This is a genomic window from Curtobacterium sp. PhB146, from assembly GCF_004342995.1.
Classification (GTDB): domain Bacteria; phylum Actinomycetota; class Actinomycetes; order Actinomycetales; family Microbacteriaceae; genus Curtobacterium.
This window is the reverse complement of sequence record NZ_SMBN01000004.1, coordinates 366,253-381,547: the sequence shown is the minus strand read 5'-3', so window position 1 is coordinate 381,547 and position 15,295 is coordinate 366,253. Positions and strand designations below refer to the sequence as shown.

Sequence of the window (15,295 nt, the reverse complement as noted above, 5' to 3'; positions counted from 1 at the left end):
GCCGACGTTTCGCGCCAGACGACACCTCGCGGGTCGACGAACCCGTGAGGTGTCGGTCAGCACGTGAACTCGCCAGCGGCCCCCACCAGCGGCATCGCGAAGAACGCCAGCTCCCACTCGGTCGAGCGGCGGAACGCCCGCGCCATCCGCCCTCGCTCGATCGGGGTCGCGGCCGCCGCCATCTCCTCGACCAAGCGGGTCGCCTCGGCACTCGACGCTGCGAAGCCCGGGTCGCCGTAGGCCGTGATCCAGTCGGCGAACGGATGGCCGTCCGGAGCCGCGCCGAGCTGCGCCCCCACCCAGGCGTAGACCCGGAAGCAGGGGAGCACTGCCGCGGCGAGCACGGCCGCCGACCCGGAGTCCGCTGCCTGTTGCAGGTGCGCGAGGTACCCGGCGCACGTCGGGTGGACGGGGTCGTCGGCGTGGGTGCCGGCGAGGCGTCGGTGGTGCAGGTCGCGGGCCTCGGCGGCGCACCCCTCGGACGCCGCCGTCCAGAAGGCGGCAGCCGCAGGACAACGACCAGCGCCAGCGGCCGCAGCGCCGGGAGCCGCAGCGCCGGCACCAGCGCCCGCAGCGCCGCCAGCGCTCGCCGCCAACGCCGCCAGGTGCTGCTCGTAGGCCCGCAGGTAGTGCACGTCCTGCGCGAGGTACCCGGCGAACACGTCCGCGTCGAGCGTCCCGTCGCGCAGCCCGACCAGGAACCCGCACTCGATCGTGGCCTGCAGCACGGAGTCGACGTCGGACCACCACACGTCGGTGAACCGGACCTCGGGCAGCAACGCGCGGATCACGGCGCCGTGGTCGATGGGCCCGTTGCCGGACCCGACCTCCAGGGCATCGGCTCCCCGCAGCGCAGCCGTCAGCCAGGGCTTCGCCACCCCGACCGCGAGTTCCCAGTCCCCGTGCCGGGCAGCGAGCGTCGCGATGGCGCTCGACAGGGAGCACCCGGTGCCGTGCGTGTTGGCCGTCGCGACGCGGGGAGCGGTGAACCGCCGAGCGGACCCCGACGGCGACACGAGCACGTCGTCGGAGGTCGGCCCCTCGTCGTGCCCGCCCTTCGCCAGCACGAGCACGTCCCACGTCGACGCCACGAGCCGCGCAGCGTCCAGCGCCGACAACGACGCAGGCGCCGCACCAGCCGCAGAACCATCGGCACCAGCACGAGCACCACCAGCCCCAGCCCCGGCCAGCTCCGCCAACACCTGCAACTCGGCCCGGTTCGGCGTCACCAGGTCGGCCAGCCCGAACAGCGCCCCCATCGCCGCGGCGGCGTCCTCGTCGAGTAACCGGTCACCACTCGTCGCCACCATCACCGGGTCCACGACGACCACGGGCGGCCGGTGCTCCCGCAACCAGTCCGTCACGACGCGGACGACCGGTGCTGTGCCGAGCATCCCGATCTTCACGGCATCGATCGTGACGTCGTCCGACACCGCGTCGAGCTGTTCCCGCAGGAACGCGATGTCCGGCACGTGCACCGACCGCACCCCGTGCGTGTTCTGCGCGACGAGGGCGGTGACCACGCCCATGCCGTACCCGTCGTGCGCCGCAATCGCCTTGAGGTCGGCCTGCAACCCAGCACCGCCCGTCGGATCGGTCCCGGCGATGGCCAGGACGCGCGGGACGCTCACGACCAGGCCCCGGCCGGGAGGCCCGGATCACCCTGACCGGGTCCCCTCGCCTCCGCCCTGTGGCCGGTTCCAGGTCCCCACGCGGCCACGTACGCCGCCGCGGCGGATCCGGGGTCGGCCGCGGCGCAGATGCCCGAGACGATCGCGACTCCCGCGGCACCGGCATCCCGGAGCGGCGCGACGTCGTCGAGGGTCACCCCGCCGATCGCCACGCACGGCACGTCCGTCGCCGCCGCGAGCCGGGCGAAGCCGTCGTGCCCGAGTGCCGGCGGGTGGTCGGCCTTCGTGGTGGTGGGGTGCACGACCCCGACGCCGAGCAGGTCCACGGTGCCGCGGGGCAGGCGGGCGACGACCGCCAGGTGCTCCGGGGTGTTCGCGGTCAACCCGACGTGCGCGTCCCGCCCGAGCAGGGCACGAGCAGCGGTCACGGGGACGTCCGACTGGCCGAGGTGCACCCCGGCGACCCGGTGTCCCGCGTGCCGAGCGGCGAGGGCGACGTCGAGCCGGTCGTCGACCACCACGGCGGCGCGGTCGCCCACGGCGTCGGCCACGGCAGCGGTCAGGGCCAGCAGGTCGCGCGCCGATGCGTCCTTGTCCCGCACCTGCACGATCCGGACGCCGGCGTGAACCGCAGCGCGGACCACCCCGAGCACACCGACACCGTGCCGGTCGGCCAGCGTGCCGTCGGTGACCAGGTACACGCCGAAGTCCTCCGGCAGCCCGCTCATGCCGGCACCACCAGGGAGGCAGGCTCGGCCTCGACCGTGATCCGGGCCTCGCGGACGACGTCCTCGGCGGTGAGCGACGCCAACCGGTCGAGGAACAGCGGCTGGAAGGTGCCGGGGCCGCCGGCCTCGCGGGCGGCGAGCTCCGCGGCGATCGTGTGCACCGCGGTCGCCGCGACGGCGGCTGCACCGGCGTCGTCGGGCGCGACCGACGTGAACGCGGCGACGACCGCGCCGAGGGCGCACCCGCCCCCGGTGATCCGCGTCAACAGCTCGGTGCCGTTCGCGACCCGGACCACACCGGTGCCCGGCGCGACCAGCAGGTCGACGGGACCCGACACGGCCACCGCGGCCACGAGCCTCCCGGCCGCCTGACCGGACACGGCGTCGACCGCAGCCGCGCGGGCGTCCTCGGTGCCCACCGTGCTGTCGACACCGCGGCCACCGGCCGACGTGCCGAGCAGAGCGAGGACCTCGGACGCGTTGCCGCGCAGCACCGTCGGGTTCAGCGCCAGCAGGTCGCGGGCCAGGGCGGTGCGCACCGGCAGCGAGCCGACCGCGACGGGGTCGAGCACCCAGGGGGTGCCGGTGTCGCGGGCGGCGTGCGCGGCCTCGAGCGCCGCGACCCGGGGTTCGGCGTGCGGCGTGCCGGTGTTCACCAGCAGGGCGTCGGCGACCCGGGCGAACGGTCCCGCCTCGGTCGCCACGTCGACCATCGCGGGCGAGGCCCCGAGGGCGAGCAGCACGTTCGCGGTGACGTTCTGCACCACGGTGTTCGTGATGCACTGCACCAACGGGCTCCGGGCCCGGACGGCCTCGAGCAGTTCGGCGGTTCGGTGGGCCCAGGCAGGGGAGGGCGCAGCGGTTTCCATGGACGATCCCTTCGCGAGTACGAGCTCGAGCAGGTTCGACGGGTGTGATCTCAGCCGCTGGTTGCGGCACCCCGTGTCTCGATCGACACCGTACACGAGCAGCTGCGCCGTGCCACGGCTCGTCGTCTCCGGCGTCGTCGTCTCCGGCCCCGTCGTCTCCGGTCACATGCCCTGCACCGTGTGACAGGGTTGGTGTGTGCCAGACTCCACGCCTCCCGGACCGCCACCAGGCCCCCGCGACCCCGGCGACGCCTGGGCGGTCGGCCCCGACGGCACCAAGGCCTGGGGACTCTTCGGCGCCGCAGGACTGCTCGTCGACGACGGCGCCGGACGCGTGCTCCTGCAGCACCGCGTCGAGTGGAGCCACCACGGCGGCACGTGGGGCATCCCCGGCGGCGCACGACACCAGGGCGAGGAGGCCGTCACCGGCGCGCTCCGCGAGTCCGCCGAGGAAGCCGGTGTGCCCCACGACGGCGTCGATCTGCGCCACACGGCACTCCTCGACCTCGGGTTCTGGACCTACACGACCGTGGTGGGGCGTGCCGCTCGGCCGTTCGAACCGGTGATCGCGGACCGCGAGAGCCTCGCCCTGTCCTGGATCCCCGTCGACGAGGTCGACGACCTGCCGCTCCACCCCGGGTTCGGGAGGTCGTGGCCGGCGCTCCGCGCGTCCCTCACCACCACCCCGCACGTCGTCGTCGACGCGGCGAGCGTCGTCGGCAGCGTGCCCGACGGCTGGTGGAAGGACCGGGCGGGAGCCGCTGCACGCCTGCTGTCGTCGGTGACGGCGCTCGCCGAGACCGGGGTGACCGCCGACGTGCTGGCGCTGCCGTTCGCCCGCTGGTGGCCGCGGTGGACCGTGGTGCTCGAGGGCGAGGCCCGGGGTGCTTCCGGGTCGTCGGACGGCGCACTGCCCCGTGCACTCGACGTCGTCGCAGCGCCGGGTTCGGGGGACGACGCCATCGTGGACGCCGCTCGTGCCGCGGTGGAGGCCGGCGACGGTCCCGTCGTGGTCGTCACGGCTGACCGTGAGCTCCGTGCCCGCGTCGAGGCGCTCGGTGCCGTGGTGCACGGGCCGTCCTGGCTGCGCGACCAGTTCTAGCGGCGGTACGCCGTCGGCGCACGGTGCGAGGTCGTTCGGCGCACGGTGCATGGCGTCCGGCGTCCGGCGCACGGTGCGAGGTCGTTCGTTCGGTGCTGGCTTGATCGCTCCGTGCGCCGCATCAACCTCGCACCGAGCGGCCGGTGTCGCACGGACTGACGCACCGCGCACGGTGCGGCGCGCCCCCGTGCCCCCGCACGCCCGCCCACGTGCCCCCGCGCCCCCGCGCCCCTACGCCGTCGGCAGGTACCGCCGCGACGACACGAGCACCGCGCCCCACGACACAACGCCGAGTCCGACGATCACCCAGAGGACGACCGGCAGCGCCACCACGTTCGCGATCGCCGCGATCACGGCCGGCGCCAGGAACCCCGCGTACGCCGCCGCGTAGAACACCCCGGTGAGTCCGGCCAGGTCGCGGGACCCGGCGATCCGCTGCACCTCGAGCAGCGACGACACCAGGGCGAGCCCGATCCCGACGCCGATGACGACGTTCGCGACGAGTCCGACCACGACGGACTGCAGCTCGATCGCGACGACGACGACGGCGATGCCGGCCGTCATGCACGCGAGGGCCGTCGTGAGCCCGCGGGCCGAGGTCAGCGAGTGCACGCGCCGCGCGAGGGGTTGGACCGCACTGGACACCCCGAGGGCGACGACGGTCGCGGCGGTGGCGAACAGCAGGCCCCACGCGCCGGTGGCTCCGGTGAGCCGGGTCGGCAGGTAGCCGTACCCGATCGCCGCCGAGCCGAAGATCCACGGGGCGGTGACGAGCACCACCCGGGTGAACCGTCGGTGCCCGGCGCTCGGCACCCGCAGCTGGCGCCACCACGGACCGGGGACCCCGCCGGAGCGGTTGGTCTCGGGGGTGCGCCAGACGACGACGGCGAAGGGCAGCGCGACGACGATGTGGACCAGGAAGGGCAGCACCTCGGGGATCGGGCCCCACTGTGCGATGAGCCCGGCCACCAGCGCGCCGGAGGCCGAACCGAGCGTGAACGCCAGCGAGGCCCGGCGGGCACCGGACCCGGCGTCGGCGGCGGGGTCGAAGCGTCCCTGCGACAGCTCCTTCACCCAGCTGTTGCCGACGGCCATCGCGATGCCGACGGTGATGCCGGAGAACAGTCGTCCGGTTGCCAGGAACCCGGGGCCGAGCGGTCCGAGTGCGAGCAGTCCGCTGCCGACGACGGCGGACACGATGGCGGCGAGCATGAGGGGCTTGCGGCCGTGCCGGTCGGACAGCGACCCGGCGACGAGCAGCGCCGGCGCGAGCCCGAGCACGTAGACGCCCAGGAAGACGTTGACGACGACCGACGAGTAGTGCTCGCGGCCCTCGTACATGAGCAGCAGGGGCGAGAACTGGTTGCCGCCCCACGAGCAGACGAACACCGCGCCCCACACCGCGACCCAGGGCATCACGCGCGCCGAGGGGACGGACAGCGAGCCGGTGGTGGGGATGCTCCCCGTCGCGCTCACAGGGCACCCCGGTGCGAGGCGACGTGGTCGTGCAGGACCTCGGCGTAGCGGGCCGCGTCGCCTGCTGCCAGGGCTGCCGCGAGGGCTCGGTGGTCGTCGAGCGAGGCCTGCAGCTGCGACGGCTGCACCCGCATCAGCTGGTGTCGGAGCCGGTTCTGCCGGTCACGGAGCGTCTGTGCGAAGCGCACCGCGATCGCGTTCCGCGACGCGCCGATCACCGCACCGTGGAACGCCGCGTCGACCTCGATGAACCGGTCGACGTCGCCCGTCGCGACCGCCTGCTCCTGCTCCGCCAGCATGGCCTGGAGGCCCGGGGTGACGTCCGCCACGCGGCCGTCGGTCACGACGCGGGTCGCCGCCGTGGCCTCGATCGCCTCGCGCATCTCCAGTACGTCCGCCGCCTCGTTCGGGGACATCGGGCGCACCACCGCACCCTTGCGGGACTCCAGGGTGAGCAGGTCCTCGGCGGCCAGGCGGAGAAAGGCCTCGTGCACGGGGGTGCGGGACACCCCGATCTCCTGGCACAGGGCGTTCTCGCTGATCGCGGTCCCACCGGGGAGGTCGCCGCGGATGATCGCCCGCTTGACGTGGTCGTACGCGCGGTCGGATGCGGCCTGGGTCGTCGTGTGCTGCTCCACGGTGAACGATCGTACGCCCTTGCATGCAACGCTGCATGCCGTCACGTGACGTGTTGTTCACACCACCGGGTCACACGCGGCGGCACACGTCGATACGCTGGCCGGACGTCAACGGAGACGCACACACAGGAGGTTCCCCATGGAGCGGATCACCAGGGCCGACGACCGAGTCCACCGCCCGGCCGGACCGTGGACACCGACCGTCCACCGGCTGCTCGCACACCTGCACGAACAGGGGTTCGTCGCGGCACCGGAACCGATCGAGCACGGCGACACCCTCGAGACGGTGTCGTTCGTCCCCGGGGTGGCCGGGGAGTACCCGTGGACCGAGGACGTCGCGAGCGAAGCCGCCCTCGTCACGAGCGCACGGCTGCTCCGGCACTTCCACGACGCCGCGACCACGTTCCCGCGTGACGGGGCACGCGACTGCTGGTCGCAGGCCGAACGCACCCCCGTCGAGACGATCGTGCACGGCGACTTCGCCCCGTACAACTGCGTCTACGACGGCATCCAGGCCGTGGGGCTCATCGACTTCGACACCGCACACCCCGGCCCCCGGGTCTGGGACGTCGCGAGTGCCGTGTACCGGTTCGCCCCGTTCACCACCGGCGCCGTCGAGGGCATGACCGCCCCGGACCTCGACGACCGGCTCGCCCGTGCCGCGGAGTTCTGCCGCGCCTACGACCTCGACGACCGCTCCCGCAGCGTCCTCGCCGAGACGATGGCCGCGTCCCTCGTCGCGATGGTCACCACCATGGAGACCGAGGCCGCCGCCGGCAACCCGAAGTTCGTCAGCGACCTGGCGCACGGGCACGCCGACCTGTACCGGGCCGACGTCGCCTACATCGAGCAGCACGCCGACGCCATCGCCGCCGCCGTCGCGTGACCCCGACCCCTGCGCAGCTCCGCACGCTGCGGCTCGCCGCGCAGGGGATCGCCGTCGCCGGCCTCGGCCCCACCGGTGCGGTCGAACGGATGACCGCCGTGCAGGGGCAGGACCTCGGCCAGGTGCTCTGGGCCATCGGGGTCCGCGCACCCGGAGCCACCCGTGACGACGTCCGCGCCGCCTTCGACCGCGGCGAGCTCGTCCGCTCGTGGCCGATGCGGGGCACCCTGCACGCCATGCGCCCCGACGACCTCCGGCTCCTGCTCTCCCTGACCGCCGAACGGACCCTGCGCAGCATCGCCCGACGCGCCACCGAACTCGGCATCGACCAACCCCTGCTCGACCGAGCACGGGACACCACCGTCGCCGCACTGTCCGGCCGCCGCGCCCTCGTCCGCGACGAACTCTTCGACGAGTACCGCGCCGCCGGCATCGACCCCACCGCCGGCCGCGGCTACCACCTGCTGCTGCAGCTCTCGCAGGAGGGACTCGTCGCCTGGGGCCCCACCGCCCGCGTCGGCCAGGGACTCGTGCTCCTCGACGAGTGGGCACCGGCGCTCGCCGAGGTCCCCGACCGCGAAGAAGCACTCCGCCGGGTCCTGCTCGGGTACCTGCGCGGCCGCGGCCCCGCCACCGAGGCCGACGCCGCCAGCTGGACGAAGCTCCCGCTCGGCGACCTCCGCCGTGCCCGAGCCGTCGCCGGCGACACCGTCGAGGACCTCGGCGACGGACTCCTCGCGCTCGCCGACCGACCCACCACCGGCGGCACACCCACCGGCCACCTGCTGCCCGGGTTCGACGAGTACCTGCTCGGGTACGCCGACCGCTCCGCCCAGCTCGACCCCGCACACGCCGACCGGGTCGTCCCGGGCGCCAACGGCATGTTCCTGCCGATGGCCGTCGTCCGCGGGCGGGTCGTTGGCACCTGGAAGCGGACCGAGCGCGCCAGCGGGGTGGCCGTCACCGTCACACCCTTCGCGGCACTCGACGTCGCCTCGGTGCGCGCGCTCGAGGCCGCCGCCGCCCGGTACGCGCGGTTCCTCGACGCGCCCGTCGCGTTCGGGGTGGTGGAGGCGACCAGCCGCTGACCGCAGCCGGTGGGGTCGAGTCCATCCGTTCCTCCAGGCCGTCCCCAGCAACCACGCGGCGGACTCGTACCCTGCCTCGGGTAATGTCGCAGGGCCATGACCGACAGCCCGGCCGACGCCACCCCGTACGAAGTCCTCGGCGTCCCCGCGACCGCCGACGACGACGCGCTCCGCCGCGCCTACCGGCGCGCCGCCCGCGAATCCCACCCCGACCTCGGCGGCGACGCCCAGCACTTCCGCCGCGTCCAGCTCGCCTGGGAACGCATCGGCACGCCCGCAGCACGCCGCGCCTACGACGCGGGCTCCCGCGGATCGTTCAGCAGCAGCGGCGCCGGTCCGTTCAGCACGTCCGGTGCGTCCGGTTCGTCGACCGGGAGGCCCGACACCGGTCGCGACGCCTACGCACCCCCGTCAGCCCGTCGCGACACCCGCCCCCGCGCCCGGTCCCACGGACACCCCGGCGGACGCTCCCGCGAGGTCTTCCTGCAGGCAGAACGCGAATGGGTCGGACTCGGCGACCCCATCGAGGACCCCTACGACCCCACCCTCATCCGTTCGGCGCCCCGGCACATCCGACGGCTGCTCGGCGAAGCGCTCGCCGAAGAGGCCACTGCCTCGATCGTCTCGGACATGGGCATCGGCGTCACCGTCTGGCACGACCTCGACGCCGGGGCCGAGGGCAAGCTCGACCACGCCGTCCTGACCCCGAGCGGGCTCTGGGCCGTCGAGTCGATCGACTGGGGAGCCCCCGTCCGGGTCGAGCACGGCGACATCGTCGGGGAGACCCTGGCGCCCGGCGAGCGTCCGGTGAAGGAACTCGTCCGCGCCGCCCGTGCCGTGCAGAAGCAAACCCGGGTGCGGTTCACCGGCCGGCTGCTCGTCGTGCCGGACTCCGCGGTCGAGGTCGACGTGCAGCTCGTCGGCTCCCCGAAGAAGCCGACTGCCCTGGTCGTCCGCCGCAGTGCGCTCGGGCAGGTGCTGAACGGCGTGTGGTCCCCGCCCGGATCGGTCGACGTGTTCGAGATCCGCGACCGACTGCAGCAGACCGTCCGCTTCGTCTAGTGACGGGCGTCAGTAGCCGCGGAGCTTCTCGAGGTCGCGGCGCTCCCGCTTGCTCGGACGCCCGGCACCGCGGTCGCGCATCGGCACGAACCCCGCCTCTTCCTTGGACAGCCGCGGCGGGGTCTTGTCCTCGAAGTGCTTCGCGGCCTCGGGGGCGCTCGTCCGCTTCAGGATGATGCCCGTGACGACGACGATCCGGTCGAAGCCGTTCTGCCGCACCCGGACCTCGTCGCCGGGGCCGATCGGCTGCGCGGGCTTCGCGCGCTCCCCGTTCACCCGGACGTGCCCGGCCTTGCACGCGGCGGTCGCAGCGGAGCGGGTCTTGGTGATCCGCACCGCCCAGATCCAGCTGTCCACGCGAGCCTTGGCCATCCCCTCACTCTAGGCGGCCCCTACGCTGGGCGGGTGAGCACCGAGGAACAGGCTGCGATCGCGCGGGTCCGTGCGCTCGGCGTGCTCCACGCTGCCGCGATCGGGGTCCGGCTCGTGGTCCGGGCGCACCACGGTGACGGCGCACAGGACGCCCTCGGGGACCTCGTCGCCCGCACCCCCGACACCGTGACGATCGCCACCCGCCGCGGCCCGGTCGAGGTCCGGCTCGACGACGTCGTCGCCGCGAAGCCCGTCCCACCGCCCCCGGCCCCGCGCGCGCCCCGCCGCTGACGCGCGCGAGTGGCGGCTCGGTGCGAGGTTGTCCGCCCGGTGCGAGGTTGTTGCGCGGCACGGAGTGGTCAACTTCGCACCACGCGCAGCGCACGCCACGCGCAGCGCCCCCGCCGCTGACGCGCGCGCACGGCGAGCCGCACCCCTCCGCAGCCCGCACCCGACGTAGCCTCGTGCCATGGCAGTCCCCGTCCCGCTCGGCACCGAGGACCGCACCGCCCGCCTCACCCTCCGCCGCCCCGACCAGTGGCGCCGCGAGGACTCTGCCCAGGCGGACCTGCGCGTCACCGGCGACGACATCGTCCTCACCGTCCGATCCCGACCCAGCGACCGCGCGATCGGCGACGAGAACACGGGGCTCCTCGCGAGACTGCCCGGTTCCGTCGAGGGGCTGCTGCTCGTCGGGTGCGACACCTGGACCGCCGCCGGGGCTCCCGCGCGCCTGGTCGAGTACGTCCGGCCCGACGAACACGGCGACGTCGCGGGTGCGCACCTGCTCTTCGTCACCGGGCGGCACCGCGTCGACCTGACGATCGAACGCCCCCTGGCACGCCTGCTCGAGACCGACGAGCTTGTGTTCGCGGTCCTCGAGAGCGTCCGCGCCGCCGAGCCGTCCCCGGTCCGCCCCGAGCGCGACCTCGAGCCGCTGCCCACACCGGCGCCCGGCCCGCAGCTCGACGGCCCCCGCCTGAGCGCCGACGCGGTCGGCACGCTCAAGAGCCTCGCCGGACGCCGGTGGAACCCGACGCTCCTCCGCACCGCGGCGGGCCGCGAACTCATCGAAGCGGGCCTCGTCGGCCGACTCGGCACGCTGCCGGAGTCGACCCAGACCCTGCTCGAGCCGTGGCAGGGCGATGCCCAGCCGGTCACGCTGGAACAGCACCTGCAGGGCGGTGGCGAGTCGCGCCTCCAGGCCTGGTCGCAGACCGTCGTGGACGGGACCGCCGAGGCGGGCGCGGTGGTCGCGTCCGTCACGCCGGACCGCGCGGTCGCGCTGACGGCCGGGAGGCTCGGCATCGGCCCGACGTGGACCTTCCCGTTCCGCACGGGGTCGCTCCCAGGGCACCTGCTCGGCCGCCGGCTGGCAGGCGGCTCCGACGCACCGGACCTGCCGGAGGCCCTCGTCGAGGCGGACCCGCGGCTCGCGCGCTTCTGGGCCGCGCCGTGGACGGTGTCGTACCTGCGTCGGCCGGGCAAGCCGAAGCCCGTGACGATCGTTCGCGCCGAGGGGATCGGCTTCGCCCGCGTGGGCAAGACGGAAGCCGGGGAGACCGTCTTCCAGACGGACTCCCCGGCCAACGTGTACCGGTCGGTGGTGCGGGCGCTGCTTCCTTCCGCTTAGGCGGCCGGGCCGGCGGTCAGGGTGACGGTGACGGTCTTGGCGGCGCCGGTGCTGTCGGTGTAGCCGACCACGACCTTGTCGCCGACGGAGTGCGACTGCACGGCCGCGGTGAGCTCGTCCGAGGTCGTGACCGTCTTGCCGCCGAGGCTCGTGATCGTGTCGCCCTCGGCCAGGCCGGCGCTCGCGGCACCGGAACCCTCGACCGTGCCGGCGACAGCGACGCCGCCAGTGGTGCTCGCGGTGCTGCTGACCTGGACGCCGAGGAAGGCCGGCAGACCGATGGTGATCGTGCTCGAGGATTCCCCGGCCAGGATCTTCTCGGCGATCGCCTTCGCGGTGGTGATCGGGATGGCGTAGCCGGTGACGTCCGCGGTGCCCGAGGACGCTGCGGTCGCCATGCCGACGACCTCGCCCTCGCTGTCGACGACGGGGCCGCCGGAGTCGCCGGAGACGATGTTCGCCGCGATCTCGATCAGACCGGACAGCGACTCGGTCCCGGTGCCGGACTCGCTCTGCACCTGGATGTCCTGGTCGGTGGCCGTGACGGTGCCCTCTGCGGCGACGAGGTTGCCCGTGCCCTCGGCGTTGCCGACGTCGGTGACGGTGTCACCGGTGCTCGGCTCGCCGTCGTCGTCGAGCGTGACGGTGGACAGGCCGGAGGCGTCCTCGAGCTTCAGGACGGCGACGTCGTTCGTGGCGTCGGTACCGACCACGTCCGCCTTGTACTCCTTGCCGGTGGTCTCGTCGGTGACGGTGATGCTCGTGGCGCCCTGGATGACGTGGTTGTTCGTCAGGACCGTGCCGTTCGAGCTGAGGATCATGCCGGTGCCGGCCGCCTGCGAGGACTCGTCGTAGTTCAGGACGGTGTTGATCGTCACGACGCCCTTCTTCTGGGCGGCGGTCGCTGCGGTGGCGGCGGACTCGGTGCTCGTGCCGGTGCTGCCGTCGGTGCCGTTGCCCGTGGTGCCGCTGCCGTCGGTGCCGTTGCCGGTGCCGCTGCCGTCTCCGGGGACGGTGAAGCCGTTCGTGCCGTCGCTGCTGCCCGTGCCGCTGCCGGTGTCGGGCAGCGTCGTGGTGCCCTGCGACTGGCTCGACGTCGTGGTCGTGCTCTGCGAGGACAGGCCGAGGGCCGTGCCGCCGGCGGCGCCGACGATCGCGAGGGCCGCGATGCCGGAGCCGATCATCAGCCCGAGGCGACGCGGGCGCTTCGTGCCCGCTCCCGGGTGGTTCGCCGTCGCCGCGGTGTGCGCCCAGGCGTGGTGGGTGCCGGTGAGCGCCGGGCTGCCGATCAGGTACGGGCCGCGGCCGTCGGGGGAGTACGCGTAGGGGCCGGAGCCGTCCGGGCCGTACAGGTACGGGCCGGAGCCGTCGAAGGCGTAGGCCGGACGGAGGGTGGCGGGGTCGGCGTGGGGTGCCTCCCAGCTCATCCCGTACGCCTGCTGCTGCCGCTGCTGCTGCGTGCCGTCGGTCCGGGCGGTGCCCTGCTCGTCGTGCTCGCGGTCGGCGTCGGCGGCGGGGTTCGGGGTCTCGTTCATCGGTGCTCTCCGGTCGTCCCTCGACGACCCGGGCGGGTGTCGATGGAGACCAGTACAGGCGGCGATCCAATGACGAGCCTATGAACGGACCCAGCGACTGCTCCGGGCTTGCTCGGGGGGCGCCGAGTGGGGTTCGGGCGTTAGGGTTGCCTTACTTCCCATGCGCTCCTCCACGTCCGCGCCACCGGCGCCCGCCTCCGTCTCCCGTCTGGTCGGGGCGACCGTGCTGGCCGTCGTCGTCCTCGCCGTGGCGTGCGCGCTGTCGATCGCCTTCGGATCCCGTCCGATCCCGCTCCACACCGTGCTCGACACCGTCCTGCACCCGGGGCGGAACGACGAGATCGGGCTGATCGTGCTCGGCAACCGTGTCCCGCGCACCGTCGTCGGGCTCCTCGCAGGTGCCGCCCTCGGTGTCGCCGGCGCGGTGATGCAGGGCGTGACCCGCAACCCGCTCGCCGACCCGAGCGTCCTCGGCATCAACTCCGGGGCGGCCCTCGCCGTGGTCGCCGGCATCGCGCTCTTCGGGGTGAGCGGCACGGCCGCCTACCTGCCGTTCGCCTTCCTCGGTGCTGCCCTGGCCGCACTGCTCGTCTACGGGATCGCCGCCGTCGCCCGGCGCGGACTGTCGCCGGTCGGCCTCGCGCTGTCCGGTGCCGTGGTCGCCGCCGCGCTGTCGTCGATCACGACGGCGGTGCTCGTCACGAACGCGAGCCTGCTCGACCAGCTGCGGTTCTGGCAGGTGGGCGCCCTCGCCGGCAAGGACCTCGGCACCGCCGGCATCATCACGGCGCCGGTGCTGATCGGTCTCGCGATCGCGTTCGGCCTGGGCCGCTCGCTCAACACCCTCGCCCTCGGCGACGAGCTCGCGGCGTCGCTCGGACAACGCGTGGTGCTCGTCCGGGCCGTCGGCGGGCTCGTGACCGTGCTGCTCGCCGGCTCGGCCGTGGCCGCAGCGGGGCCGATCGCCTTCGTCGGGCTCGCCGTGCCGCACGCCGTCCGTCGGCTGAGCGGCCCCGACCACCGGTGGACCATCCTGCTGTCCGCGATCGTCGCGCCGGCGCTGCTGCTGGTGGCCGACGTCATCGGTCGCGTCGTGGCGTACCCGGGGGAGCTGCAGGTCGGCATCGTCACGGCCCTCATCGGTGCGCCGGTGTTCATCGCGCTCGTGCGGTCGAGGGCGGTGCGGGGCCTGTGACGGTGTCGACGTCCCTTCGGGGTGCGCTCGTCGGTGCCCGGCGCGAGCTCGTGGTCCTGGCGGCCGTCGTCGTCGTGCTCGTCGCGCTGGTGCTCGTCGGTCTCGGGGTCGGCTCGATCCCGCTCACCCCGGCGCAGGTGGTCGGCGCGCTGTTCGGCCAGGGCGACCGCATCTCGGACTTCGTCATCGGACAGCTGCGCGGCCCCCGGGTGCTCGGTGCGGTCCTGGTCGGCGCCAGCCTGGGGGTCGCGGGCGCCATCGTGCAGAGCGTCGTCCGCAACCCGATCGCGAGCCCGGACGTCATCGGCATCACCTCGGGTGCCAGTGCTGCGGGTCTCACCGCGATCGTGCTGTTCGGGGCGTCCGGCGGCACCCTGTTCTCGGTCGTGCTCGTCGGCGCGGTCGTGGTGTCGATCGTGATCGCCGGACTGGCCTGGCGGCGGGGGATCACCGGCAACCGGGTCGTGCTCGTCGGGATCGGCGTCTCGGCGATCTGCCTGAGCATCACGGGGTGGATGCTCACCAGCGGCACCGTCACCCAGGCCGGCACCGCGTTGCTGTGGTTGTCCGGCAGCCTGAACGCCGTCGACCGGAACCTGGTCGGCGTGCTCGGCGTCGCGTTCGTCGTGCTGTTCCTGCTGGCCCTGCTGCAGTCGTCGCGCCTGACCGTCCTGACGCTCGGCGACGAGGTCTCGGCGGCCCTCGGGCTCCGGCCGGACCGCGCGAAGGTGCTGCTGCTCCTCACCGCCGTGTGCCTCACCGCCGCTGCGGTCGCCACGGCGGGGCCGGTGTCGTTCGTCGCACTGATGGCGGCGCCGATCGCCCGTCGGCTCGTCGGCGGCGGCCGCGTCGCCCTCGGGCCGGCCGCCGCGGTGGGAGCGGCGATCACCCTCGGCAGCGACCTCATCGCCCAGTTCGCGATCCCCGGCAACGCCCTGCCCGTCGGCGTCGTGACGGGTGTCGTCGGCGCCCCGTACCTGCTCTGGTTGCTCGCGCGCGGTCGCTGAACCCGGACCGCGCGTTCGCGCACCGCGGACGATCGTCCACAGGCCCAGTTCGGGGCTGCCGCTGGAGCCCTCC

General features: G+C 74.1%; 15 protein-coding genes and 1 riboswitch. Of the genes, 8 read left to right on the top strand and 7 right to left on the bottom strand.

Features of this window, described 5'->3' with window-relative positions; all coding sequences use genetic code 11:
• Nucleotides 1-56: 56 nt before the first annotated feature.
• From EDF33_RS16575 to thiM, 3 genes are all read right to left on the bottom strand, one after another.
• Nucleotides 57-1,631, bottom strand: a complete 1,575-nt coding sequence (locus tag EDF33_RS16575) for a bifunctional hydroxymethylpyrimidine kinase/phosphomethylpyrimidine kinase (protein ID WP_243692478.1) — start codon at nt 1,629-1,631, stop codon at nt 57-59.
• Entirely contained in the window at nt 1,628-2,359 is a 732-nt protein-coding gene (gene thiE / locus EDF33_RS16570) for a thiamine phosphate synthase (RefSeq protein WP_132100599.1), read from the bottom strand. Before thiE ends, EDF33_RS16575 begins: the two co-directional genes overlap by 4 nt.
• Nucleotides 2,356-3,228 (bottom strand): hydroxyethylthiazole kinase, encoded by an 873-nt coding sequence (thiM, locus tag EDF33_RS16565; RefSeq protein ID WP_207906712.1) that lies wholly within the window; start codon nt 3,226-3,228, stop codon nt 2,356-2,358. Before thiM ends, thiE begins: the two co-directional genes overlap by 4 nt.
• Nucleotides 3,217-3,312: riboswitch (TPP riboswitch) on the bottom strand. (Overlaps the previous gene by 12 nt.)
• A gap of 112 nt (nt 3,313-3,424) precedes the next feature.
• On the opposite strand from thiM, the gene EDF33_RS16560 reads away from it, so the two are divergent.
• Nucleotides 3,425-4,330: an NUDIX hydrolase gene (locus tag EDF33_RS16560; RefSeq protein WP_132100598.1), complete on the top strand. Its 906-nt coding sequence runs from the start codon at nt 3,425-3,427 to the stop codon at nt 4,328-4,330.
• A gap of 231 nt (nt 4,331-4,561) precedes the next feature.
• Here EDF33_RS16560 and EDF33_RS16555 read toward each other — a convergent pair whose 3' ends face one another.
• Both EDF33_RS16555 and EDF33_RS16550 read right to left on the bottom strand, forming a co-directional pair.
• Nucleotides 4,562-5,806, bottom strand: a complete 1,245-nt coding sequence (locus EDF33_RS16555) for an MFS transporter (protein ID WP_207906711.1) — start codon at nt 5,804-5,806, stop codon at nt 4,562-4,564.
• Entirely contained in the window at nt 5,803-6,444 is a 642-nt protein-coding gene (locus tag EDF33_RS16550) for a GntR family transcriptional regulator (RefSeq protein ID WP_123672589.1), read from the bottom strand. The genes EDF33_RS16555 and EDF33_RS16550 overlap by 4 nt, the downstream gene beginning before the upstream one ends.
• Nucleotides 6,445-6,583: 139 nt before the next feature.
• Here EDF33_RS16550 and EDF33_RS16545 point away from each other — a divergent pair, with 139 nt between their 5' ends.
• From EDF33_RS16545 to EDF33_RS16535, 3 genes are all read left to right on the top strand, one after another.
• Nucleotides 6,584-7,330: an aminoglycoside phosphotransferase family protein gene (locus EDF33_RS16545; RefSeq protein ID WP_123292443.1), complete on the top strand. Its 747-nt coding sequence runs from the start codon at nt 6,584-6,586 to the stop codon at nt 7,328-7,330.
• Nucleotides 7,327-8,418: a winged helix DNA-binding domain-containing protein gene (locus tag EDF33_RS16540; RefSeq protein ID WP_131922590.1), complete on the top strand. Its 1,092-nt coding sequence runs from the start codon at nt 7,327-7,329 to the stop codon at nt 8,416-8,418. Before EDF33_RS16545 ends, EDF33_RS16540 begins: the two co-directional genes overlap by 4 nt.
• Before the next feature lie 96 nt (nt 8,419-8,514).
• Nucleotides 8,515-9,480, top strand: coding sequence for a DnaJ domain-containing protein (locus EDF33_RS16535; protein ID WP_123939180.1), 966 nt, complete (start codon nt 8,515-8,517; stop codon nt 9,478-9,480).
• Between the two features lie 9 nt (nt 9,481-9,489).
• On the opposite strand, the gene EDF33_RS16530 is transcribed toward EDF33_RS16535, so the two are convergent.
• On the bottom strand, nt 9,490-9,852 hold the full coding sequence (locus EDF33_RS16530) for an RNA-binding S4 domain-containing protein (protein WP_123292446.1): 363 nt from the start codon (nt 9,850-9,852) through the stop codon (nt 9,490-9,492).
• Between the two features lie 33 nt (nt 9,853-9,885).
• On the opposite strand from EDF33_RS16530, the gene EDF33_RS16525 reads away from it, so the two are divergent.
• Nucleotides 9,886-10,143: a hypothetical protein gene (locus EDF33_RS16525; RefSeq protein WP_243692477.1), complete on the top strand. Its 258-nt coding sequence runs from the start codon at nt 9,886-9,888 to the stop codon at nt 10,141-10,143.
• 178 nt (nt 10,144-10,321) lie between these two features.
• The gene (locus EDF33_RS16520; protein ID WP_132100597.1) at nt 10,322-11,485 is read left to right on the top strand and encodes a hypothetical protein; all 1,164 of its coding nucleotides are present in this window, start codon (nt 10,322-10,324) and stop codon (nt 11,483-11,485) included.
• Here EDF33_RS16520 and EDF33_RS16515 read toward each other — a convergent pair.
• A complete protein-coding gene (locus EDF33_RS16515) occupies nt 11,482-13,020 on the bottom strand; it encodes a trypsin-like peptidase domain-containing protein (RefSeq protein ID WP_243692476.1) in 1,539 nt (512 codons plus the stop codon). The genes EDF33_RS16520 and EDF33_RS16515 overlap by 4 nt on opposite strands.
• 160 nt (nt 13,021-13,180) lie before the next feature.
• Here EDF33_RS16515 and EDF33_RS16510 point away from each other — a divergent pair, with 160 nt between their 5' ends.
• The gene (locus EDF33_RS16510; RefSeq protein WP_131879011.1) at nt 13,181-14,215 is read left to right on the top strand and encodes an iron chelate uptake ABC transporter family permease subunit; all 1,035 of its coding nucleotides are present in this window, start codon (nt 13,181-13,183) and stop codon (nt 14,213-14,215) included.
• A 2-nt stretch (nt 14,216-14,217) separates the two neighbouring features.
• Nucleotides 14,218-15,222, top strand: a complete 1,005-nt coding sequence (locus EDF33_RS16505; RefSeq protein WP_131879009.1) for an iron chelate uptake ABC transporter family permease subunit — start codon at nt 14,218-14,220, stop codon at nt 15,220-15,222.
• Nucleotides 15,223-15,295: the final 73 nt, after the last annotated feature.